General features: G+C 65.9%; 27 protein-coding genes and 3 tRNA genes. 13 read left to right on the forward strand and 17 right to left on the reverse strand.

What is annotated here, in order from left to right; all coding sequences use genetic code 11:
* Nucleotides 1-141: 141 nt before the first annotated feature.
* From A5707_RS05630 to A5707_RS05655, 6 genes are all read left to right on the forward strand, one after another.
* Entirely contained in the window at nucleotides 142-1,488 is a 1,347-nt protein-coding gene (locus A5707_RS05630; protein WP_065013534.1) for an ABC1 kinase family protein, read from the forward strand.
* The gene (locus tag A5707_RS05635; protein ID WP_065013535.1) at nucleotides 1,488-2,393 is read left to right on the forward strand and encodes an alpha/beta fold hydrolase; all 906 of its coding nucleotides are present in this window, start codon (nucleotides 1,488-1,490) and stop codon (nucleotides 2,391-2,393) included. Before A5707_RS05630 ends, A5707_RS05635 begins: the two co-directional genes overlap by 1 nt.
* A gap of 135 nt (nucleotides 2,394-2,528) precedes the next feature.
* Nucleotides 2,529-3,392 carry a cyclopropane mycolic acid synthase MmaA2 gene (mmaA2, locus tag A5707_RS05640; protein ID WP_065013536.1) on the forward strand — a complete coding sequence of 288 codons (864 nt, stop codon included), beginning with the start codon at nucleotides 2,529-2,531 and terminating at the stop codon, nucleotides 3,390-3,392.
* Nucleotides 3,393-3,491: 99 nt separating this feature from the next.
* Nucleotides 3,492-4,385, forward strand: coding sequence for a hydroxymycolate synthase MmaA4 (gene mmaA4 / locus A5707_RS05645; RefSeq protein ID WP_065013537.1), 894 nt, complete (start codon nucleotides 3,492-3,494; stop codon nucleotides 4,383-4,385).
* Between the two features lie 184 nt (nucleotides 4,386-4,569).
* Nucleotides 4,570-5,268, forward strand: a complete 699-nt coding sequence (locus tag A5707_RS05650) for a YciI family protein (RefSeq protein ID WP_065013616.1) — start codon at nucleotides 4,570-4,572, stop codon at nucleotides 5,266-5,268.
* A gap of 3 nt (nucleotides 5,269-5,271) precedes the next feature.
* Nucleotides 5,272-6,486 (forward strand): RNA polymerase sigma factor, encoded by a 1,215-nt coding sequence (locus A5707_RS05655; RefSeq protein ID WP_065013538.1) that lies wholly within the window; start codon nucleotides 5,272-5,274, stop codon nucleotides 6,484-6,486.
* Between the two features lie 74 nt (nucleotides 6,487-6,560).
* Here the strand turns inward: A5707_RS05655 and rplA are convergent, their stop codons facing one another.
* From rplA to A5707_RS05715, 12 genes are all read right to left on the reverse strand, one after another.
* Nucleotides 6,561-7,268: a 50S ribosomal protein L1 gene (gene rplA, locus A5707_RS05660; protein ID WP_065013539.1), complete on the reverse strand. Its 708-nt coding sequence runs from the start codon at nucleotides 7,266-7,268 to the stop codon at nucleotides 6,561-6,563.
* A 72-nt stretch (nucleotides 7,269-7,340) separates the two neighbouring features.
* Nucleotides 7,341-7,769: a 50S ribosomal protein L11 gene (rplK, locus tag A5707_RS05665; RefSeq protein ID WP_065013540.1), complete on the reverse strand. Its 429-nt coding sequence runs from the start codon at nucleotides 7,767-7,769 to the stop codon at nucleotides 7,341-7,343.
* Nucleotides 7,770-7,792: 23 nt separating this feature from the next.
* Nucleotides 7,793-8,548, reverse strand: coding sequence for a transcription termination/antitermination protein NusG (nusG, locus tag A5707_RS05670; protein ID WP_065013541.1), 756 nt, complete (start codon nucleotides 8,546-8,548; stop codon nucleotides 7,793-7,795).
* 39 nt (nucleotides 8,549-8,587) lie between these two features.
* Nucleotides 8,588-8,971 carry a preprotein translocase subunit SecE gene (secE, locus tag A5707_RS05675; RefSeq protein ID WP_065013542.1) on the reverse strand — a complete coding sequence of 128 codons (384 nt, stop codon included), beginning with the start codon at nucleotides 8,969-8,971 and terminating at the stop codon, nucleotides 8,588-8,590.
* A gap of 73 nt (nucleotides 8,972-9,044) precedes the next feature.
* A tRNA-Trp gene (locus A5707_RS05680) sits at nucleotides 9,045-9,117 on the reverse strand.
* 140 nt (nucleotides 9,118-9,257) lie between these two features.
* Nucleotides 9,258-9,758, reverse strand: coding sequence for a (3R)-hydroxyacyl-ACP dehydratase subunit HadC (hadC, locus tag A5707_RS05685; protein WP_065013543.1), 501 nt, complete (start codon nucleotides 9,756-9,758; stop codon nucleotides 9,258-9,260).
* A 2-nt stretch (nucleotides 9,759-9,760) separates the two neighbouring features.
* A complete protein-coding gene (hadB, locus tag A5707_RS05690; protein WP_065013544.1) occupies nucleotides 9,761-10,189 on the reverse strand; it encodes a (3R)-hydroxyacyl-ACP dehydratase subunit HadB in 429 nt (142 codons plus the stop codon).
* A complete protein-coding gene (hadA, locus tag A5707_RS05695; protein WP_065013545.1) occupies nucleotides 10,176-10,652 on the reverse strand; it encodes a (3R)-hydroxyacyl-ACP dehydratase subunit HadA in 477 nt (158 codons plus the stop codon). The genes hadB and hadA overlap by 14 nt, the downstream gene beginning before the upstream one ends.
* Nucleotides 10,653-10,701: 49 nt before the next feature.
* Entirely contained in the window at nucleotides 10,702-10,869 is a 168-nt protein-coding gene (gene rpmG, locus A5707_RS05700) for a 50S ribosomal protein L33 (RefSeq protein WP_003898538.1), read from the reverse strand.
* A gap of 36 nt (nucleotides 10,870-10,905) precedes the next feature.
* A tRNA-Met gene (locus A5707_RS05705) sits at nucleotides 10,906-10,979 on the reverse strand.
* A gap of 35 nt (nucleotides 10,980-11,014) precedes the next feature.
* A tRNA-Thr gene (locus A5707_RS05710) sits at nucleotides 11,015-11,087 on the reverse strand.
* Between the two features lie 140 nt (nucleotides 11,088-11,227).
* Nucleotides 11,228-11,446 (reverse strand): type II toxin-antitoxin system VapB family antitoxin, encoded by a 219-nt coding sequence (locus A5707_RS05715; protein ID WP_065013546.1) that lies wholly within the window; start codon nucleotides 11,444-11,446, stop codon nucleotides 11,228-11,230.
* Between the two features lie 168 nt (nucleotides 11,447-11,614).
* Between A5707_RS05715 and A5707_RS05720 the strand changes: the two genes are divergently transcribed.
* The 5 genes from A5707_RS05720 to A5707_RS05740 all read left to right on the forward strand — a co-directional run bounded on the left by A5707_RS05720 (nucleotide 11,615) and on the right by A5707_RS05740 (nucleotide 16,854).
* A complete protein-coding gene (locus tag A5707_RS05720; RefSeq protein WP_232000640.1) occupies nucleotides 11,615-12,265 on the forward strand; it encodes an MBL fold metallo-hydrolase in 651 nt (216 codons plus the stop codon).
* 68 nt (nucleotides 12,266-12,333) lie between these two features.
* Nucleotides 12,334-13,158, forward strand: coding sequence for a hypothetical protein (locus tag A5707_RS05725; protein ID WP_065013548.1), 825 nt, complete (start codon nucleotides 12,334-12,336; stop codon nucleotides 13,156-13,158).
* 27 nt (nucleotides 13,159-13,185) lie between these two features.
* The gene (locus A5707_RS05730; RefSeq protein WP_065013549.1) at nucleotides 13,186-13,881 is read left to right on the forward strand and encodes a crotonase/enoyl-CoA hydratase family protein; all 696 of its coding nucleotides are present in this window, start codon (nucleotides 13,186-13,188) and stop codon (nucleotides 13,879-13,881) included.
* Nucleotides 13,882-13,930: 49 nt separating this feature from the next.
* Nucleotides 13,931-16,375: a molybdopterin oxidoreductase family protein gene (locus A5707_RS05735; RefSeq protein ID WP_065013617.1), complete on the forward strand. Its 2,445-nt coding sequence runs from the start codon at nucleotides 13,931-13,933 to the stop codon at nucleotides 16,373-16,375.
* On the forward strand, nucleotides 16,375-16,854 hold the full coding sequence (locus A5707_RS05740) for a hypothetical protein (protein ID WP_065013550.1): 480 nt from the start codon (nucleotides 16,375-16,377) through the stop codon (nucleotides 16,852-16,854). Before A5707_RS05735 ends, A5707_RS05740 begins: the two co-directional genes overlap by 1 nt.
* 73 nt (nucleotides 16,855-16,927) lie before the next feature.
* Here the strand turns inward: A5707_RS05740 and A5707_RS05745 are convergent, their stop codons facing one another.
* Genes A5707_RS05745 through cynS form a run of 3 tightly spaced genes read right to left on the reverse strand, consistent with a single transcriptional unit; the run spans nucleotide 16,928 to nucleotide 19,410 of the window.
* A complete protein-coding gene (locus tag A5707_RS05745; RefSeq protein ID WP_065013551.1) occupies nucleotides 16,928-17,941 on the reverse strand; it encodes a patatin-like phospholipase family protein in 1,014 nt (337 codons plus the stop codon).
* Between the two features lie 9 nt (nucleotides 17,942-17,950).
* Nucleotides 17,951-18,955, reverse strand: coding sequence for a patatin-like phospholipase family protein (locus A5707_RS05750; protein ID WP_065013552.1), 1,005 nt, complete (start codon nucleotides 18,953-18,955; stop codon nucleotides 17,951-17,953).
* Nucleotides 18,952-19,410, reverse strand: coding sequence for a cyanase (cynS, locus tag A5707_RS05755; protein ID WP_065013553.1), 459 nt, complete (start codon nucleotides 19,408-19,410; stop codon nucleotides 18,952-18,954). Before cynS ends, A5707_RS05750 begins: the two co-directional genes overlap by 4 nt.
* A 124-nt stretch (nucleotides 19,411-19,534) precedes the next feature.
* Between cynS and A5707_RS05760 the strand changes: the two genes are divergently transcribed.
* Complete coding sequence (locus A5707_RS05760) at nucleotides 19,535-20,032, forward strand: protein disulfide oxidoreductase (RefSeq protein ID WP_065013554.1); 498 nt, start codon at nucleotides 19,535-19,537, stop codon at nucleotides 20,030-20,032.
* A complete protein-coding gene (locus A5707_RS05765) occupies nucleotides 20,029-20,898 on the forward strand; it encodes a cytochrome c biogenesis CcdA family protein (protein WP_065013555.1) in 870 nt (289 codons plus the stop codon). Before A5707_RS05760 ends, A5707_RS05765 begins: the two co-directional genes overlap by 4 nt.
* On the opposite strand, the gene A5707_RS05770 is transcribed toward A5707_RS05765, so the two are convergent.
* Nucleotides 20,882-21,811 carry a M56 family metallopeptidase gene (locus A5707_RS05770; RefSeq protein WP_065013556.1) on the reverse strand — a complete coding sequence of 310 codons (930 nt, stop codon included), beginning with the start codon at nucleotides 21,809-21,811 and terminating at the stop codon, nucleotides 20,882-20,884. The genes A5707_RS05765 and A5707_RS05770 overlap by 17 nt on opposite strands.
* A complete protein-coding gene (locus A5707_RS05775; protein WP_065013557.1) occupies nucleotides 21,808-22,182 on the reverse strand; it encodes a BlaI/MecI/CopY family transcriptional regulator in 375 nt (124 codons plus the stop codon). The genes A5707_RS05770 and A5707_RS05775 overlap by 4 nt, the downstream gene beginning before the upstream one ends.

Consider the following 22,182-nt stretch of genomic DNA (forward strand, 5'->3'; position numbering starts at 1 on the left):
GTTCAACGCTTACGCACCGACCACCAAACCAACCTTCAACCACCACGACACGCGGCCGCTTGACATAGGAGCAACACACTCGCGCCGAGAGGTGAGCTGCGCGATTCGATACCGACCTGCGCAATTTGGCAGACTGCACGGATGAGTTCCAACAATCATCGCGAGCTAGCGAAGCTTGACCGGGTGCCGTTGCCGGTCGAAGCGGTCCGCATCGGCGCGACCGGTTGGCAGCTCACCCGCACTGCTGCCCGCGTCGTCGCCACGCTGCCCGGCCGCGGCCCTTGGCAACAGAAGGTGATCAAGCAACTCCCCCAGACCTTCGCCGACCTGGGCCCCACCTACGTCAAGTTCGGGCAGATCATCGCGTCGAGCCCGGGCGCATTCGGCGAGCAGCTTTCCCGGGAATTTCGCGGTCTGCTCGACAGGGTGCCGCCCGCAGATCAGGACGACGTCCACAAACTCTTCGTCGACGAACTCGGCGCCGAACCGTCGCAGCTCTTCGCCAGCTTCGACGAGAAACCGTTCGCGTCGGCCTCCATCGCCCAAGTGCACTACGCGACGCTGAAAAGCGGCGAAGACGTCGTCGTCAAGATCCAGCGCCCGGGAATCCGTCGCCGCGTCGCCGCCGACCTGCAGATCCTCAAGCGCTTCGCCCAAGCCGTCGAACTGGCCAAGCTGGGGCGCCGGCTGTCCGCCCAGGACGTCGTCGCCGATTTCAGCGACAACCTGGCCGAGGAGTTGAACTTCCGCCTCGAGGCCCAGTCGATGGAGGCGTGGGTCTCCCACCTGCACGCCTCGCCGCTAGGCCGCAACATCCGGGTGCCGCAGGTGTACTGGGACTACACCAGCGATCGGGTGCTGACCATGGAACGGGTGCACGGCATCCGCATCGACAACGCCGCCGAAATCCGCAAAGCCGGATTCGACGGCGTCGAGCTGGTCAAGGCGCTGATCTTCAGCCTGTTCGAGGGCGGGCTGCGGCACGGCCTGTTCCACGGCGACCTACACGCCGGCAACCTCTACGTCGACGACCAGGGCCGCATCGTGTTCTTCGACTTCGGCATCATGGGCCGCATCGACCCGCGTACCCGCTGGCTGCTGCGCGAGCTGGTCTACGCGCTGCTGGTCAAAAAGGACCACGCGGCGGCCGGCAAGATCGTCGTGCTGATGGGCGCCGTCGGCACGGTCAAGCCCGAGGCGCAGGCCGCCAAGGACCTGGAAAAGTTCTCCACTCCGCTGACCATGCAGACGCTGGGTGAGATGTCGTACGCGGACATCGGCCGGCAGCTTTCCACGCTGGCCGACGCCTACGACGTCAAGCTGCCCCGCGAGCTGGTGCTGATCGGCAAGCAATTCCTCTATGTCGAGCGCTACATGAAGCTGCTGGCGCCGCGCTGGCAGATGATGTCGGATCCGCAGCTCACCGGCTACTTCGCCAACTTCATGGTGGAGGTCAGCCGCGAGCATCAAAGCGACGTGGAGGTGTAGTGCAGGTCCGCTCCGGGACGGCCCGATCGGGCGACGTCGACCTTTACTACGAAGACATGGGCGACCCCAACGACCCACCGGTGCTGCTGATCATGGGTCTGGGCGCGCAGCTGCTGCTGTGGCGCACCGCGTTCTGCGAAAAGCTGGTCGCCGGAGGGCTGCGCGTCATCCGCTACGACAACCGCGACGTCGGCTTGTCCAGCAAGACCGAACGCGGGCAATCCTCCGGCGGGCCGCTGGTCATGCGGATGCTTCGCTTTTGGCTGGGGCTGCCCGGCAAATCGGCCTACGCGCTAGAAGACATGGCCGATGACGCCGCCGCGGTGCTCGACCATCTCGGGATCGAGCGGGCGCATGTCGTCGGCGCCTCGATGGGCGGCATGATCGCCCAGATCGTGGCGGCGCGGTTCGCCGAGCGGACGCGGTCGCTGGTGGTGATCTTTTCCAGCAACAACCGCCGATTCCTGCCACCGCCGGGACCGCGGCAGCTGTTGGCGCTGCTGAAAGGACCGCCGCCGGGATCGCCGCGTGACGTCATCATCGACAACGCGGTGCGGGTCACCCGGATCATCGGCAGCCCTGCCTACCCGGCCCCTGAGCAGCGGATCCGCGAAGAGGCCATCGAGAGCTACGAGCGCAGCTACTACCCGTGGGGCATCCCCCGCCATTTCAGCGCAGTCCTGGCCAGCGGCAGCCTCGTCGACTACGACCGGCAGATCACCGCGCCGACCGTGGTCCTGCATGGTCTGGCCGACAAGCTGATGCGGCCCTCCGGCGGGCGCGCGGTGGCCCGGGCGATCCGCGGCGCGCGTTGGGTGACGTTCGACGGCATGGGCCACGAGTTACCCGAGCAGCTGTGGGATCGGGTGATCAGCGAGCTGACGGCCACGTTCGCCGAAGGCTGATCAGCAAGCGTCCCGTTTCGCAATTCGGTTCGTCACCCCTGATCGACTAGCATGTCGGGGGGGTTGGGGATAACGGGTGGGGGAGTCCCGCTCAGTCGAGGCGGAGACGTCGTTAACACCAGGAAGGCGCACACCATGGCGCAAAAACTGAAGCCTCATTTTGAGGATGTACAAGCTCATTACGATCTGTCCGACGACTTCTTCCGGCTCTTCCTCGACCCGACCCAGACCTACAGCTGCGCCTACTTCGAGCGTGACGACATGACGCTGGAAGAGGCGCAGATCGCCAAGATCGACCTGGCGCTGGGCAAGCTGGGCCTGCAGCCGGGGATGACGCTGTTGGATGTCGGCTGCGGCTGGGGCGCCACCATGCGACGCGCGGTCGAAAAGTACGACGTCAACGTCGTCGGCCTGACGCTGTCGAAAAACCAGGCCGCCCATGTGCAGAAGTCGCTCGACGAGATGGACAGCCCGCGCACCAAGCGGATCCTGTTGGAGGGCTGGGAGCAGTGGGACGAGCCGGTCGACCGGATCGTGTCGATTGGAGCGTTCGAGCACTTCGGCCATGACCGCTATGACGACTTTTTCAAGATGGCCTACGAGGCCCTGCCCGACGACGGGGTAATGCTGCTGCACACGATCACCGGCTTGACCGGACCGCAGATGGTCGAGCGGGGCATGCCGTTGACCTTCGAGCTGGCCCGCTTCTTCAAATTCATCGCCACCGAGATTTTCCCGGGCGGGCGGCTGCCGTCGATCGAGATGGTCGAAGACCGCTCGTCGACCGCAGGTTTCACGCTGACCCGTCGGCAGTCACTGCAGCCGCATTACGCCAAGACGCTCGACCATTGGGCGGCGGCGCTGGAGAGCAACAAGGACAAAGCCATCGAGATTCAGTCCCAAGAGGTTTACGACCGCTACATGCATTATTTGACCGGCTGCGCGAAGGGATTCCGGGTCGGCTACATCGACGTCAATCAGTTCACGCTGGAGAAGTAACGCCAGTCGGCGCCCCGCACTGGTGAAGGACAGGTATGGTGCTCTCACCAGTCGATGCCTTGTGCGGGAATAGTTCACCAGAAAGGCGACCAAGCATCAATGCCTGACAAGCCAGCCGCTCCGACAGAGATCCGGACGCGTCCCGAAGACATCCAGGCGCACTACGACCTGTCCGACGACTTCTTCGGCCTGTTCCAGGACCCGACTCGGACCTACAGCTGCGCCTACTTCGAGCGTGACGACATGACACTCGAAGAAGCCCAGATCGCCAAGGTCGACCTGAACCTCGACCAGCTCGACCTCAAGCCGGGCATGACGCTGCTGGACATCGGCTGCGGGTGGGGCACCACGATGAAGCGCGCCGTGGAGAAGTACGACGTCAACGTCATCGGGCTGACACTGTCGAAGAATCAGCGTGCCCGCGCTCAGCAGGTGCTGGACGACATCGACACCAATCGCTCACGACAAGTGCTGCTGCGCGGCTGGGAGGACTTCAGCGATCCCGTCGACCGGATCGTGTCCATCGAGGCGTTCGAGCACTTCGGTCACGAGAATTACGACCGCTTCTTCAAGAACTGTTTCAACATCATGCCCGACGACGGTCGGATGACCGTGCAGAGCAGCGTCAGCTATCACCCGTACAACCTGGCAGCGCGCGGCAAGAAGCTGACCTTCGAGACTGCACGCTTCATCAAGTTCATCGTCACCGAGATCTTCCCGGGCGGCCGGCTGCCCACCACCGACATGATGGTGGAGCACGGCGAGAAGGCCGGTTTCGTTGTGCCCGAACCGATTTCGTTGTGTCCGCACTACGTCAAGACGTTGCGGATCTGGGGGGACGCGCTGGAGGCCCACCACGACCAGGCCGTCGAGATCCAGTCCGAAGAGGTCTACCAGCGGTACATGAAATACCTGCGCGGCTGCGAGGCTTACTTCGCCGACGAGGCGCTGGACTGCAGTCTGGTCACCTACCTCAAGCCGGCGGCTGCATAGCGGCGGAGCGGGTCGCCAAGCACCGCCGCCAAGCACCGCGAGCAGACGCAGAAGCCCCCGACACGCCGAAGGGAAAGGGCCTTTTGCGTCTGGTGGGCGGGTGTTGTCGGATTCGCGTCGCCTCGTTCGTCGAACAGGTAGAGAGTGAAACACGGGGTTTCGCTCACTACCGGAGGTGATCACGATGCAGTACTTGGCTCTGTTGACCAGCCAGGAGCGGGACCGCACGCCCGACGAGCGGGCCGCGTTGATGGCGGAATTCGAAAGCTTCCAAGCCGGTGCCGCCTCGGCGCTGCGCAGTGGCGACGCGCTGACGCCCTCCGCGGCCGCGGTGCGGATTAGCGGCGGCCCGGACGCCCCTGTTGTCACCGACGGCCCGTTCGCCGAGTCCGCCGAAGTGGCCTGCGGCTACTACGTGTTCGAAGCGGAGAACCTCGACGAGGCGCTGACACTGGCCCGGGCCATCCCGGTCGCCAAGGTGGGGGCGATCGAAGTCAGGCCGATTTACCACGCGTTCGATCCCGAGTGGTCGCGCACCGGCGGCCAGTGGCTGGCGCTGCTGCTGGAGCCGGCAACGAACGTCCACGCCCCGGGCACACCGGAGTGGCAGCAGGAGGCGGCGCGTCACGGCGAATTCGCCGCTACCGCAGGGGATCACATCGTCGGTGGCGCTGCGCTGCATGACCCTGCGACGGCGACGACGGTGCGGGTGCGCGACGAGCAGGTGCTGCTGACCGACGGCCCGTATGTCGAGGGTGCGGAGATCGCCACCGGGTTCTACCTGCTCTCGGCCGCCGACCGTGACGAGGCCGTCAAACTGGCCGAGATGATTCCCGCCTCGGCTGTGCAGCTGCGCCAGTTGGCCGGCCTCTCCCACCTGTAGCGCATGGCCGACCTGGACGGCGTCTTCCGGAAGGAATGGGGCCCGGCGGTGGCCGCGCTGGCCCGCTGGTCGGGTGACCTGACCGTTGCCGAAGACGCCGTCCAGGAAGCTTTCGCTGAGGCGCTGCGGGTATGGCGGCGCGACGGCGTGCCAGATAACCCCGCCGCCTGGGTGCTGACGGTGGCGCGCAACCGCGCCCGCGATCGGCTGCGGCGCGAATCAGCGCGTCCCGGAAAGGAATTGGCGGCGGTGGTCGACGAGATCAGGGCGCGCACCGACCGGGCCGACGTCCACCCGGTCCATGACGACGAGTTGCGGATGATGTTCACCTGCGCCCATCCCGCTCTCGACCGGACGTCGCAGTTGGCGTTGACGCTGCGGCTGGTCTCCGGGCTGACCGTCGCGGAGATCGCTCGCGCGCTGCTGCAGACCGAGGCCGCGGTCGGCCAGCGAATCACCCGCGCCAAGAACAAGATCCGGCACGCCAACATCCCGCTGCGGGTGCCGCCTGCCGAGCTGCTATCCGAACGCACACCGCACGTGCTGGGTTGTGTCTACTCAGTGTTCACCGAGGGCTACTGGTCGACGGCGGGGCCGTCGGCGATCCGTGACGAGCTGTGCGACGAGGGTGTCCGGCTCGCCGGCGAGCTGTGCAGCCTGATGCCTGATGAGCGGGAAGCTCACGCATTGGCAGCGCTTGTGCTGCTGCATGATTCGCGGCGATCGACTCGGGTGGATGCCGCCGGGGCGCTGGTACCGCTCGACGAACAGGACCGCCGCCGGTGGGACCGCGGCCGCATCGCCCGCGGCCTGGATCGGCTGCGGCTGGCGCAAGGATCGGGCGGGCCGTATCTACCACAGGCGGTGATCGCCGCCGTGCACGCCACGGCGGCGCGTTGGCAGGACACCGATTGGGCGGCGATCTGCGCCGCCTATGACCGGTTGCTTGCCATCACTGAGTCGCCGGTAGCGCGGGCCAATCGTGCGCTGGCCGTGGGCTTTCGGGATGGCTACGCCGCCGGCTTGGCGGCGCTGGATGCGGTGCAGGACGATTCGCGCCTGGCCCGGACGGTCGCCCCGATCCGCGCGGACCTGCTGCGCCGCGACGGGCGGGCCGCCGAAGCGCTGCGGTATTACCGCCAAGCGTTGGAGCTCACCGGCTCCGAGCCGGCACGGGCGTTTCTGCGCCGCCGGATCGCCGAATGCTCAGGCGCCTAAGTCTGCCGAGCGTCGACTTGTCGAGCCCGATCCTGGGCAAGTCGCCCAACAAGTCGACGTTCGGCGCGAAAAAGTTACTCCGCGGCGAAGTTGCGGGTGATCGACGGGTCGACCGGAATGCCGGGGCCGGTGGTCGTCGAGACCGTGATCTTCTTCAGGTAGCGGCCCTTGGACGACGACGGCTTGTGCCGCAGCACCTCGTCGAGTGCGGCGCCGTAGTTCTCCGCCAGGTTCTTCTCGTCGAACGAAGCCTTGCCGATCACGAAGTGCAGGTTGGCCTGCTTGTCCACCCGGAAGTTGATCTTGCCGCCCTTGATGTCGGCGACGGCCTTGGCGACGTCGGGGGTGACGGTGCCGGTCTTGGGGTTGGGCATCAGCCCGCGCGGGCCCAGCACGCGAGCGATCCGACCGACCTTGGCCATCTGGTCAGGCGTGGCGATCGCCGCGTCGAAATCCAGGAACCCGCCCTGGATCTTCTCGATCAAGTCGTCGCTGCCGACGACGTCGGCGCCTGCGGCCACCGCCTGCTCGGCCTTCTCCCCCACCGCGAACACCGCGACCCGGGCGGTCTTACCCGTGCCGTGGGGCAGGTTGACCGTGCCGCGCACCATCTGGTCGGCCTTGCGCGGGTCGACACCGAGCCGGATCGCCACCTCGACGGTCGCGTCCTGCTTGGTCGACGATGTCTCCTTGGCCAGCTTGGCCGCCTCCAGCGGGGTATGCAGACGCGAACGGTCCACCTTCTCGGCGGCGGCGCGATATGCCTTGCTGTTCTTGCTCATTCGATATCCAATCTCGTGGTTGGTTGTGGTTGAAAAACGGGCCGGAGCTGGCCCTCCCACCGGTCAGAAAAACTATTCGACCGTGATGCCCATCGATCGTGCGGTGCCGGCGATGATCTTGGCGCCGGCCTCGATGTCGTTGGCGTTGAGGTCGGCCTTCTTGGTTTCGGCGATCTCGCGGACCTGATCCCAGGTCACCTTGGCGACCTTGGTCTTGTGCGGCTCGGCCGAACCCTTACCGACGCTAGCGGCCTTGAGCAGCAGCTTGGCGGCGGGCGGCGTCTTGAGCGCAAAGGTGAAGCTGCGGTCCTCGTAGACGGTGATCTCCACCGGAATGACGTTGCCGCGCTGGTTCTCGGTTGCGGCGTTGTACGCCTTGCAGAACTCCATGATGTTGACGCCGTGCTGGCCGAGCGCGGGACCGACCGGCGGCGCGGGGTTGGCCTGGCCGGCTTCGATCTGCAGCTTGATCAGCCCGACGACCTTCTTCTTCGGGGCCATGAGGTGTTGGTCTTCCTTTCGGGTTAGATCTTCGAGACCTGGTTAAAGGTCAGTTCCACAGGTGTTTCGCGACCGAAGATGGACACCAGCACCTTGAGCTTCTGTTGTTCGGCGTTGACCTCGCTGATGGAGGCGGGCAGCGTGGCGAACGGCCCGTCCATCACCGTGACCGACTCGCCGACCTCGTAGTCGACCTCGATCACCGGTCGTTCCAGCCCGCCCTCGCTGGCCGCGGCGGCGGTGGCGGCCGCGCCCTTGGCCGGCTTCTTCGCCGGCCCCTGCGGCAGCAGGAACTTCACCACGTCGTCCAGCGACAGCGCCGACGGGCGGGACGTCGCGCCGACGAACCCGGTGACACCCGGGGTGTTGCGCACCGCCGACCACGAGTCGTCGGTCAGGTCCATGCGAACCAGGATGTAGCCCGGCAGCACCTTGCGGTTGACCTGCTTGCGCTGACCGTTCTTGATTTCGGTGACCTCTTCGGTCGGCACTTCCACCTGGAAGATGTAGTCGCCGACGTCAAGGTTCTGCACACGGGTCTCAAGGTTGGCTTTGACCTTGTTCTCGTAGCCGGCGTAGGAGTGGATGACATACCAGTCGCCGGGTTTGGTGCGCAGCTCGGCCTTCAGCGCCACGGCCGGGTCGACCTCTTCGGCCGGCTCTTCGGGGGCGACGGTCTCGGCCGCCGCGTCCGGATCGGACTCGGCGGTGACCTCCTGCAAGGCCTCTTCGATGTCGACCGTCTCACCCACGGGCAGGTCGCCGTCGGAGGTAGTCACGGTTCTCTCAGTTCCTCTCTATAACCCGCTGTACGTTCGTCAGCCGAACACCAGCAGCACGAGCTTGGCCAGACCCAGATCGGCGAGGCCGATCAGCGCCACCATGAACACCAGGAAGGCCAGCACCACCGAGGTGTAGGTGATCATCTGCTTGCGGTTGGGCCAGATCACCTTGCGCAGTTCGGCGACGACCTGCTTCAGGTAGTTGTAGACGTACGCGAAGGGGTTGGGGCCCCGCGACGTCTTGGCCTTCTTGGCCTTCTTCTTCGTCTTGGCATCGGCGCCGGCTTCGCCGAGCTCGACCGCGGACGACTCGACGTCCTCCGCCCGCTGGCGGGACCGCTTGCCGCTGGGGCGCTGCGGTCGGGTCGCTACCGCCGTGCGGCCGTCGGCTGCGTCGGCACCGTCGCGCTCGTCGCTCACCGCATGCTCCTCTGTTTGCCTTTTTCGGGTGGTCACCTTCCAGTGTCCACCATCGCTGAAATCCAATGGTCAGCAGGGGCGACAGGACTTGAACCTGCAACCTGCGGTTTTGGAGACCGCTGCTCTGCCAGTTGAGCTACGCCCCTATGCCGGTTGGCAGGCCAACCTGCGCGCACGGGGCTTCACATGAGTACGCGCTCTCCGCTTGTTCGACTACCGGAAAGCGCGCTTGTGATGGGAAAACCCCGAGGTCCGAGTGTACAACGGCGCCGGTGTCAGGTACTAATCACGCAGTCCGGACGATCTGGCCGGCCTCCATGTCCCACTTGAGCGCAACCGAGTCGGTGCCCTCGTTCCCCATCATCGTGGTGTAGGCCTCCAGCACGACCTCGCCGGCGGCGTTGGTGCAGATGTTCCTGGTGACCACGATGTCGGCGCCGAACCGCTCGTTGACGGACTGGACCTCCATCTCGGCGTGCAACACGTCGCCGGCGACGATCGGCTTGTGGAAGATGAACTTCTGGTCGACCTGCACGATGTTCATCGTCTCGTAGCCGGTGTCGACGCTGCGCATGAAGTCGCTTTGGACCAGTTTGGCGAAGATCGTCGGGAACGTCAGCGGCGCGACGATGCTGTCATAGCCGAGCTCAGCGGCCGCCTTCTCGTCGAAAGACGCTGGATCGTCGCACTTGACGGCCTTGGCGAAACTGCGGATCTGCTCGCGGCCTACCTCGTAGGTGTCCGGGTAACGCCAGACCATCCCACGGATGTCCGTTTTGATCGCCATGCTTACGCCAACTTCGCCGACGCGACCGCCCGGCCAAAGATCTTCTTGCCGCCTGCGGTGGCGGTGATGGCGATGGTCACCGACTTGCTGTCCTCGTCGACGGACTTGACCCGACCGCTGAACACGATCTCGGCCCCCTTGCCGTCGTTGGGCACCGGCACCACCGCGGTGAATCGGACGTTGTACTCGGTCACCGCGCCCGGGTCGCCGACCCAGGAGGTGACGTAGCCGCCGCCGAGACCCATGGTCAACATGCCGTGCGCGATCGCGGTGTCCAGGCCGACCATCTTGGCGATCTCGTCGTCCCAGTGGATGGGGTTGAGGTCGCCCGAGACGCCGGCATAGTTCACCAGGTCCTGACGGGTCAGGGTGTAGACCTTCTCGGGAAGCTGGTCACCGGCTTTCACCGAACTGAACTCACGCCGTGGCATCGCTGAAACCCTCTTCTCCTTCACCGGCACGGCCCGCCAGGGTCGTGTAAGTCTCCATAACCAGCTCTCCAGTGTCGTTGGTGACGACGTTTTTGGTGACGATGATGTCGGTGCCGTGCGCTTGCCGCACCGAGTCCACGTAGACGTCGCAATAGAGCTTGTCGCCCGCTTGGATCGGCTTCAGATACTTGAGCACCTGGTCGACCTGGACGATCTGCTCGTCGTGAATCGCAATGTTGGCGTCGGCGAAAAACGCCGATTGAGCCTTGTAGCCGAATACCGACATAAACGTCAGCGGTGACAGCAGCCCGTCATAGCCGAGCTCGGCGGCGGCCTTCTCCTCGAAGAAAGCGGGGTCATCGTTTTTGACGGCCGCGGCGTACTCCCGGATCTTTTCCCGCTCGACCATGTAATGGTCGGGGTACCGATAGTGCCTACCGACGACGTTCTTGCCCAACGACACGGCTTCAGAACCTACCTATGCCCTCTGCTCAACTACTTGCGGTCGACGGCTAGCGCGTCTCGCGGTGTGCCTGATGCTTGCCGCAGTTGGGGCAGAACTTCTTCAGTTCGAGCCGATCGGGGTCATTGCGGCGATTCTTCTTGGTGATGTAGTTGCGGTGCTTGCACACCTCGCACGCCAAAGTGATCTTCGGCCGTACATCGGTACTGGAGGCCACGTCCGCTTCTCTTTCTCATGTCTTGTTGTTGTTCTGTAGCGATGGCCGGACTCGAACCGGCGACCTAACGATTATGAGTCGTTCGCTCTAACCGACTGAGCTACATCGCCTCGGTACGCGCCGCCTGCCTGCTCGGCGTCCGCCGAGCCCCCTAACGGAATCGAACCGTTGACCTTTTCCTTACCATGGAAACGCTCTGCCGACTGAGCTAAGGGGGCCTCACCCGAAGCGACCATTCGAGTCGGTCTCGGGCCTAAAAGAGGGTACAGCCTGGGCCGCAGGCCAGCCAAACCAGCCTGGCGGCGATAGCGGGCGCGCAGAAACCCGGCACTGACCCGGGCTACCCAGCCCGATCAGATCACACAGACTCGCTGGAGCGGTGCAGCCGCAGCGCGTCCAGGTTGCTGAATTCGTCGACCTCGTCGTCATCTAGCGAAGATTGGGAAGCGTCGGCATCGGCGACCAGAGTCCGCAGCGCGAGATTGACCGCCTCCCGCGTGCTGTGCATATGAAATCTGCGTATGACCTCGTCGACGAGGGCTTTGTCAACCTCGATCTCGACTTTGCGGAACGTCATGGAGAAACGATACCCGTTTGGCGAAACGTGAACCATCAAAATCCTGGCAAACATATGGACAGTGCAGCCGAGGCGCCACGGGCCGCGCCGTAGGCTGGACGGGTGCCTGACACGGACCGGCTGTATTTCCGTCAACTGCTCTCCGGGCGCGACTTCGCCGCCGGCGACATGTTCGCGACGCAGATGCGCAATTTCGCCTACCTGATCGGCGATCGTCAAAGCGGCGACGCCGTCGTCGTCGACCCGGCCTACGCCGCCGGGGATCTGCTCGACACGCTCGAAGCCGACGGCATGCGGCTCTCGGGGGTGCTGGTCACCCATCACCACCCCGACCACGTCGGCGGCTCGATGATGGGTTTCGAACTCAAGGGCCTCGCCGAGCTGTTGGAACGCACCAGCGTCCCCGTCCACGTGAATACCCATGAGACACAGTGGGTTTCGCGGGTCACCGGGATCAGCATGGCGGATCTGACCGCACATGAGCACGGTGACGTGGTCAGCGTCGGCGATATCGACATCGAGTTGCTGCACACGCCCGGCCACACGCCGGGTAGTCAGTGCTTTCTGCTCGACGGCCGGCTGGTCGCCGGGGACACGCTGTTTCTGGAGGGCTGCGGGCGCACCGACTTCCCCGGCGGCGACTCCGACGAGATGTATCGCAGCCTGCGCCAGCTCGCCGGGCTGGCCGGTGACCCGACGGTGTTTCCCGGGCACTGGTATTCGGCCGAACCGAGTGCATCGCTGTCGGAGGTCAAGCGGTCCAACTACGTCTACCGCCCCGCCAATCTTGATCAGTGGCGAATGATGATGGGCGGCTGAGCGCCCTTTAAGATCGCATCAGCGAATTTTCGGTCCCCGATTCACGGTGGCATACGCGGAGGTCTTCGATGGGCTGGTTCCATGACCGCTGGCATGAGGTGACCGGGGCGGGCTCCAACACCTGGGTGGCGCTGGGCAGCTGGGCGGTGCTGGCGGTCGGAGTGTTCGCCCTGCTGTGGGCCAACCAGCAGGTGCGGCGCAACCGTGAGGTGACAATCGAGCAGACCCGGCCGCACATCGGCATGTCGATGGAGCCGCACGGCGCCGACTGGCACGTGATCGAACTGGTCGTCCGTAACTTCGGCAAGACCGCGGCCTACAACATCCGCTTCTCGTTTCCGCGGCCGCCCACCGTCGCCGCCTACGAAAACACCTCGGACGGCTACACCGACGTCGTCGAGATGAAGCTGCCCGAGGAGCTGGCGACGCTGGCGCCCAACCAGGAGTGGCGGGTGGTGTGGGACTCGGTGCTCAACCGGGCCAAACTCGGCGACGACATCGAGCCGCGGTTCGCCGGCGCGGTGACCTATTACGACCGCCCCGAGGACCGGCCGGCGTGGAAGTTCTGGCAGCGCAAGCGGCGTCCGTTCGAGACCAAAGTGGTGCTCGACTGGGATGCGCTGCCGCCGGTGCGGCGAGTCGAACTGATGACGACGCACGACCTGGCCAGCCGCGAGAAGGAGAAGTTGGAACTGCTGCGCGGCCTGTTGACCTACTTCCACTACGCCAGCACCGAACCTCGCTCCGACGTGTTCCGCAGCGAGATCGAGCGCATCAATCGCGCGGCGGAAGAAACGCGCGACCGGTGGCGGGCCCGCCAACTCGACGATCCGACCGATGTGCATCTGCGGTGGGACCGGGCCACAGCGGAGGCCGGTAAGCATCGGAGCTAACGGGCGGGCGTGATTGAATCGACTCCCATGAGCGGCCCGGTCAGCTATCGCCACGACGAGTCCATCGCGATCATCACGATGGACGACGGCAAGGTCAACGCGCTCGGGCCTGCCATGCAGCAGGCGTTGCAGGAGGCGCTCGACAACGCCGACCGCGACGACGTCGGCGCGATAGTGATCACCGGCAACGACCGGGTGTTCAGCGGCGGCTTCGATCTGAAAGTTCTGACGTCGGGCGAGCCGCAGCCCGCGATCGACATGCTCAAGGGCGGCTTCGAGTTGTCGCATCGGCTGTTGTCCTATCCCAAGCCGGTGGTGATGGCCTGCACCGGCCACGCCATCGCGATGGGCGCGTTCCTGCTGTCCAGTGGTGACCATCGAGTGGCCGCGCCCGCGTACAACATTCAGGCCAACGAAGTCGCGATCGGGATGACGATTCCCTATGCGGCGCTGGAGATCATGAAGCTGCGCTTGACGCCGTCGGCCTATCAGCAGGCCGCCGGGCTGGCCAAGACGTTCTTCGGCGAAACCGCTGTGGCGGCGGGCTTTGTCGACGAGATCGTGCTGCCCGAGGTGGTGCGGGAGCGCGCCGTCGAGGCCGCGCGGGAGTTCGCCACATTGCACCAAAAAGCCCACGCCGCGACGAAGCTGCGGACCCGCGCCGACGCTTTGGACCGCATCCGCGGCGGAATCGACGGTATGGCAGCCGAGTTCGGGCTGTAGACGCAGGCGCGGGTTTCGGAATCCCCTGGTCGGGTACGCCTCGGCCATGGTGGCCATTGATCCGATCGCGGAACCGTGGGGCGTGCGAACGCCCTATGAACCCGGCCAGCCCTGGCCGCAGCGTGTCGACAACTATCTGGGCGAGGGCATCGACTCGGAGTCGGTGGACCGCTGGGTGCAGTCGGCGGCGGTATTGCACTCCAACGGCGACGGCCTGGACATCGCTGTCAAGGACGGGCGCATCGTGGGCGTCCGCGGCCGCGCCGTCGACCGGGTCAACCACGGGCGACTGGACCCCAAGGACATGTTCGGCTGGCAGGCCAACGCGTCGCCAGATCGGCTCACCACCCCGCTGATCCGCCGCGACGGCCGGCTGCAGCCGTGCGACTGGGACACTGCGATGGACGCGATCGTGGCCCGCAGCCGGGAACTGCTGGACGGCCACGGCCCCAGCGCAATCGGCTTCTACACCTCCGGGCAGTTGTTCCTCGAGGAGTACTACACCCAGGGCGTGATCGCGCACGGCGCGATCGGCACCAACCACGTCGACGGCAACACCCGGCTGTGCACGGCGACGGCCGCTGAGGCGCTGAAGGAATCGTTCGGCTGTGACGGCCAACCGGGGTCCTACACCGACGTCGACCACGCCGACGTGATTGCGTTGTTCGGGCACAACGTCGCCGAGACGCAGACCGTGCTGTGGGCGCGCATGCTGGACCGGTTGGTGGGCGGGTCGCCGCCGGCGATCGTGTGCGTCGACCCACGCAAGACGCCGGTGGCCTTGCATGCCACCGTGCATCTGGCGCCGCTGCCGGGCACCAACGTGGCGTTGATGAACGGCCTGCTGCACGAGATCATCGCCAACGACTGGGTCGACCACGACTACATCGACTCGCACACCATCGGTTTCGACGAGCTGCGCAAGCGGGTCGCCGAATTCCCGCCGCAACGTGCGGCCGAGATCTGCGGCGTCGACATCGACGACATCCGGGAGGCGGCGCGCCTGATCGGCACCGCCGAGCGATTGCTGTCCACGGTGCTGCAGGGTTTCTACCAGTCCCATCAGGCCACCGCGGCGTCGGTGCAGGTCAACAACATTCACCTGGTGCGCGGGATGCTCGGCAAGCCCGGCTGCGGTGTGCTGCAGATGAACGGACAGCCCACCGCCGAGAACACCCGCGAATGCGGCGCCGACGGCGATCTCGCCGGGTTCCGCAACTGGGCCAACGACAACCACATCGTCGACCTGGCTCGACTGTGGAACCTTGACCCGCAACAGATTCCGCACTACGCACCGCCGACGCACGCCATGCAGATGTTTCGCTTCGCCGAAGAGGGCACCCTGCAAATGCTCTGGGTAACCGCGACCAACCCGGCGGTGTCGCTGCCCGAGCTCGCCCGGATCCGCGACATCTTGTCGCAGCGAAAGCTGTTTTTGGTGGTCGAGGACATCTTCATGACCGAGACCGCCGAACTTGCCGACGTAGTGTTGCCGGCTGCGGCGTGGGGCGAGAAGACCGGCACCTTCACCAACGCCGACCGCACCGTGCACATCTCCGAAAAGGCTGTGGAGCCGCCGGGATCAGCGCGCTCGGATCTGGACATTTTCCTCGACTACGCGCGACGGATGGACTTCCGCGACAAGGACGGTCAGCCGTTCCCGCCGTGGACGGACCCCGAGTCGGCGTTCGAGGCGTGGAAGAAATGCAGCGCCGGCCGTCCCTGCGACTACACCGGGCTGAGCTACGCAAAGCTGCGCGGCGGCAGCGGAATCCAGTGGCCGTGCAACGACGAGAACCCTGACGGGACCGAACGCCTGTACGCCGACGGGAAGTTCTGGGCACACCCGGATTACTGTGAGGCATTCGGCAAGGACATGATCACCGGCGCGCCGCTGGAGCCAACCGAATACCGCGCGATGAACGCCTACGGCAAGGCGATCATCAAGGCCGCGGAATATGTTCCGCCGCACGAAATGCCCGGCTCCGGATACCCGTTCGCGTTGATCACCGGCCGCACCCTGTACCACTTCCACACTCGCACCAAAACCGCTCGGGCACCGCAACTCAACGCCGCCGCACCCGAGGTGTGGGTGGAGGTCTCAGCCGGTGACGCCCGTCGTCTCGGCATCGCAGAGGGCGACATGGTCGAGGTGAGCACCCCGCGCGGCAGCATCAGCTGCGCCGCCCGGATCAGCGCTATCCGCGACGGGGTGTTGTTCGTGCCGTTCCACTACGGCTATTTCGACGCCGACGGGTCCAAAAGGGCGGGCCACCACCGCGCCGGCAACGAGCTCACGCTCACCGATTGGGATCCGGTGTCCAAGCAGCCGATCTACAAGACGGCCGCCGCTGCGCTGCGCCGGAAGCAGGACGGCAACGGTCACGTCGCCGCTGCCCCGACGACGGCGGCCTCGGCCCCGGTCAACGGCCAAGTGCCTGCGACAGTGGGCGGCGCCGCGGCCACCGTATCCGAAGTCACGGTAGGTCAGTGATGAAAATCAAACTGGCGCTACGCGAATTGCACCGCTCCGAACGCAAATTGGCCCACGAGCTCAACGTGATGGCGTCGCGGCATCGCAGCGACCAGGACATCTACCACATCGCCCACGACCTGGCCGGCTGGTCGCAACACCATCTGCGTGACCTGGCCGACCATGGCCGTCATTACGGCCTGCGGTTGTCGGCCGAGCCGCGAACCCGGGCGCTCAGCGGGTTTCTGCAGTCGCGTCTCAGCGGACTGCTGCGCAAGCGTCCCGAGCCGGGGCTGCTGCTGCTGGCCGATCTGCGGCGCATTCATCGGATGGCCGCGGGGGCGTCGGTAGACTGGGAGTTGCTCGGCCAGGTCGCGCAGGCCACCAAAGACCAAGAGCTACTCGACCTGACCAAACGCTGCCACCCTGAGACGTTGCGCCAAATGCGTTGGGCCAACGGCATGCTCAAGGAATTGTCGCCGCAGGTGTTGACGAGCTAAGTTTGGCGGCGACCCGCCGCGCCCGGCTTCGCCGCGCTTGCGATCGCCGCGCTAGACGCCCGGCTTTGACGAGCTAGACGCCCTGGTATCGGCGGAAGCGCTTGAGGTACGCCGAAAAGTCCCACGTCGACAAGAACTCCTGGGCGGCCGCATAGCCGCGGTCGTATTGCTGCTCCAGACGGCCTCTCGAGATGCCGAAGTCCAAGGCGCTCACCTCGGTGGAGACCACCCGGATGGCCCGGGCGCTGACCCACGGCTCGTTCAGGTGGGTTTGGTCATGGCCGATCAGCATGGTGGTGATCAGGTGTTCCAGCAGCGACGGCGGTCCCATGAGACGCCGTAATGGCCTCAGCGCTGGGATCGCACTTTCGATGCCCTCGAAAAGCTTGGGAATCACCGTGATTCCGAAGGTCGGCCAGCGGGGCCGCTTGGCGTCGGGCCGGTCCAGCGAGTCGATCGGGAAGGTCGACAGCAGTCCGCCGTCGACCAGTGTGGATTTGCGCCCGGTGGCGCTGGTCAACGTGACCGGACGGTAGAAGAACGGGATGGCCATCGAGGCCCGGACCGCGTCGGCGACCGGCTGCTCGTCAGGATCTAGTCCGTAGACCCGCTTGTAGTCCCACGGCAACCGCACGAGCTGGCCGGTGGTCAGATCGGCGACGGTGACCACGGCCCGATAGCGCCGCTCCTCGAGCAAATTGTCGTCGTCGATGGCAAGATCACCAAAAGTGCTGACGCCCAAGTTCTTCAGCTCGCCGCGGATCCAGTCGTGGGCGAAGTCGCCGCGGTACAGGCCGGTGTCCCGCACCAGGCCCCACGCCGGGCCGAAGAACGGGATCGGCGCCGCGTCGCGCCATTGTCGCAGCGGCACGGACAATCCCAGGTCTCTGACTTCCGCGCTGGTCAGCTGATTGCCCTTGGACGCGGCCGCGATGATCGCCGCGACCACCGACCCGCCGGACACGCCGGAGGCTCGGGGGAACGAATATCCGGCGTCCATCAGCGCGACGATCGCGCCCACCAGACCGATGAATTTCACACCCCCGCCGGAGAGGATGAGATCCGCGTTCTTCGGGTCGTCAGCCATGAGACTCCTTCATCGCCGGAAGCGTTTGCGGTATTCGGCCCAACTCCAGGTGGACAGGAACGCCGCTGCCGCGTCGTAGCCCCGTTGGTAGAGCTCTTCTTTCTGTGGGTCGGAAATGTCGAAATCGAGGAAGCCGACGTCGGTCGAATCGACGCGGATTGCGCGGGCGCTGACCCATGGTTGGTTGAGGTAGGCCTGATCGCGGCCGACGATCATCGTGGTGATCAAGCTTTCCAGCAGAGTCGGCCCGCCGCCGAGCCAATGAAGCGGCGCCAGCGCGGGAATCACCTTGGCGTTGTCCTGAGGCAGGTTGGGCAGCAGCGTGATTCCGAAGGTGGGCCAGCGTGGCGGCTTGCCGTCTGGCCGGTCGAACGAGTCGATCGGGAAGTTCGACAGCACTCCCCCGTCGACGAGCGTGGAGGTCAGCCCCTCGGCGCTGGTGAGCTTGACGGTGTGGAAGAAGAACGGAATCGACATCGAGGCGCGCACCGCGTCGGCGACCGATTGTTCGTCGGGATCCAGCCCGTAGAGTCGGCGATAGTCCCAGGGCAGCCGCACCAACTGGCCGGTGGTGACGTCGGCGACGGTGACCACCAACCGGTAGCGCCGCTCCGGCGGTAAGGTGTCGTCGTCGAGGGCAAGATCACCGAAGGTGTTGACGCCCAAGTCTTTCAGCTGCCCGCGGATCCAGTCGTGGGCGAAATCGCCCTTGTAGACTCCTTCTTCGCTGAGCAGACCCCAGGCCGGTCCGAGGACCGGGATCTTTTCGATGGGTCCCGGATCCAGGAATTTGCGGTAGGGCAACGTCATCGCCAGGTTCTTGACGTCGGCGGGCGTCAGTTGGTCGGCGCCGGCGGCCAGGATCGCACCGACAACCGAGCCGGCCGACGTCCCCGATACCCGCGGCACCTGGTAACCGGCGTCCATCAGCGCGACGATGGCACCGGCCAACCCGATGCCCTTGACGCCGCCACCCGACAGGACCAGGTCGGCCTTCAAGCCGTCGTCGGTCACTGGCCCTCACCCGAAACCCAGTCGTAGGGCAGGAATTTCCCGTCGAAAGTCACCACCACACGATCACCGGACGGATGCGTTTTCTTTTGCACGTCGACGCTGAAGTTGATCGCGCTCATGATCCCGTCGCCGAACTGCTCGTGAATCAGTTCTTTGATCGCGGGCCCGTAGACCTGCAGGGCTTCGTAGAAGCGGTAGATGGTCGGGTCGGTGGGCACCGCGGTCGGCAACCCGCCGCGCATCGGCGGCGCGGCCAGCACCGCGACCGCCGATTCGTCGAGGCCCAGCATTGCGACGAGCACCTTGCCCAACTCGGCGGGGATCGGATGCTGGCCCAGTAGCGCCGACGTGGTCCATGCCGCCGGTCGATCGATGGCGTCGGCCAATTCCTGCCAGGTCAAGCCCTTCTCCAGGCGGGCGACGACGATCTGCTCGGTGATCTCGGTTCTGGTCATGTCCCCAGCATGCCCCCAGCTCGCAGGCTTCAGTCTGTCGGGCGCGATCAGCGCTCGCCCGCCTCATCATCTACTATCTACGTACGTAGGTAGTACTGTGAGCATTCGACCGGAGGGAACCGCGATGTCACATCGCCTGATCGCCATGCTGATCGCCGCCATGCTCGTCGTGGGCGCGTGCGGTTCCAAGCCGGCGTCCGGCCACGCCCACGGCGTGCCCGATCAGCTGCAGTTCAGCGCCACCACGCTGGACGGTCGGCAGTTCTCCGGCGAAACGCTGCTCGGTAAGCCCGCAGTGCTGTGGTTCTGGGCGCCCTGGTGTCCCAACTGCCAACGCGAGGCGCCGACGGTGGCCAAGGTCGCCGCGGCGAATCCGACAGTGACGTTCGTCGGAGTGGCCGCGCGCGCCGAAGAATCCGCCATGCGCGAGTTCGTCGACAAATACCACGTCGACGGGTTCACCCAGCTGGCCGATACCAAGTCGGCGGTGTGGACCAAATTCGGTGTGACCCAACAGCCCGCGTACGCGTTCGTCCAGCCGGACGGCAGCATCGACGTCGTCAAGGGCACGATGACCGAATCGCAGCTGTCCGAGCGAGTCAGCGCGCTGAGCAAGCGATGATCGACACCGCGGCGCTGGGCTTCGCGTTGGCCGCCGGACTGGTGGCGGCTCTCAACCCGTGCGGATTCGCTTTTCTGCCCGGCTATTTGGGCTTGGTGATCGCCGGCAGCCAGGAGACCTCGCGGTCGGCAGCGCTAGCCCGCGCCGGGCTGGCCACCGTGGCGATGTCCGCCGGCTTCCTGACCGTGTTCGGCGTGTTCGGCCTGGCGATCTCACCGGTGATCGCCTCGGCGGAAAAGTATCTGCCGTTCGGCACGGTGGTGATCGGCGTGCTGCTGATCGGCATCGCGATCTGGTTACTGGCCGGCAAAGACATCAGCGTGGTGTTGCCCAAGCTGGCGGGCGGCGCGCCGACGGCCCGGCTGGGTTCGATGTACGGCTATGGCCTCGGCTACGCCGTCGCCTCGTTATCCTGCACTATCGCACCGTTTCTCGCGGTCATCAGCACCACGTTCAAACAAGGCTCGATACTGTCCGGAGTGCTGGCCTTCGTCGCGTATGCGGCCGGGATGACCATCACGGTCGGGGTTGCCGCGCTCACGGTGGCGCTCGCCGGCTCGTCGGCCACCGCGGCGTTCCGCCGGGTGCTGCCCTACGTGAATCGCATCGTCGGCGTGATCGTGTTGCTCACCGGTCTCTATGTCGCCTACTACGGCTACTACGAGATCCGGTTGTACTTCACCGACGCCGGCCCCGACGACCCGATCATCAACACCGCCGCCGCCGTGCAGGGCTGGCTGGCCCACCAGGTCGAAACGCTGGGCGTGTGGCCGCTGTTGGGGGTGGGCGCCGTGCTGGTTGCCGCCGGGATCGCGGCGACGGTGTGGCGCGCGCGGCGCCGGGACTCCGTCACAGCTGGCAGGTGAGCATCACCGTCATCGGCGCAGCGGCCCAGAGGCCGATCACCGACGTCAGGACCAGGCGGTCGCGCCACCGGATGCGGCCAGGGGCCGGCAGCGCCAGGCGTTCGGCGCGGGCCACCACCGCCGAATCGGCGGCGCCGAGCGCGGCCGACGCCACCGGCGGCTGACCTACCAGCGCCAGCAGTCCGCCCAGCAGCGGCACTGTGCCGTGCCGGCGAACTGCGATGTCGTCGGCGCACATCTCCAGCAGACCCGCCACACCGTCTGCGGCGGCGGGAAACAGCGGTAGCCGCGGCAGGGCGGCGGCCAGCGCCCGCAACACCATCAGCACGTCGTGGTGGCGACCGCTTAGGTGGGCGGCTTCGTGGGCCAGGACCGCCGCAAGTTGCGGCTCGTCGAGCCGGTCGCGGGCCGCAGTGGTGACGACGACGGCAGGCGGGCGACCGGTCACACAGTAGGCGGCGGCTTCCTCGCCCGGGATGACGACCACACCCGGCCGGTCGGTGGCGTGGCCGATCATCCGCGCGGTCAGCGCGTGGCGGTGGCTGTGCGAGCGCATCCGCCGCAGCCGGCGCGTCACGTTGAGCGCGACGACCGGCGTGACGCCTAGGCCCGTAACGAGCAGACCCAGCGCCAACGCCGAGCCGATCGGCTGCGGCACCCCGATATGACCGGCAAAGCCAAGTACTTTGAGGCACAACGTCAATGCGGAGTTGCGCCACATGCTGGCTACCGCGTCGACGAGTAGGACAGCCAATGCGGCGAACCACGCCGCGACGGCGCCGCCGACCGCTGTCAGCCATGCCGCCACGCCGAGGCGCGGGTGAATTCCGCCGGCGGTGACCCGTCGCAGCAGCGGCGGCGCCAGCCAGGTCAGCGCGGCCGCATAAAGCAGGATCACCGTGGCGGCGTTCATTGCTGGCCCTCGTCGATGAGGCGACGCAGGGCGGCGCGCACCCGCGTCGACTCCTTCTCGTCCATCTGGTTGATGAAAGCCGCCAGCACCAGGTCGGAGTCGCCGCCGGTGTCGAACGCGTCGCGCATCAGTGCCGCCGAGTGTTCCTCGCGGGTCATCGTCGGCCAGTAACGGAACGCCTTGCCCGCGCGCTCACGCTGCAACCAGCCCTTGCGGTGCAGGTTGTCCATGGTCGACATCACGGTGGTGTAGGCGATCTCGCGGTTGCGCGCCAGGTCGTCGAAGATCTCGCGGACCGTGCTCTGCTGTCCGCGATTCCACACCCGGTCCATGACCGCGGCCTCGAGCTCACCGAATCGCCGAACGCGCAT

It is taken from the genome of Mycobacterium kyorinense, from assembly GCF_001672775.1.
Classification (GTDB): Bacteria; Actinomycetota; Actinomycetes; order Mycobacteriales; family Mycobacteriaceae; genus Mycobacterium; species Mycobacterium kyorinense_A.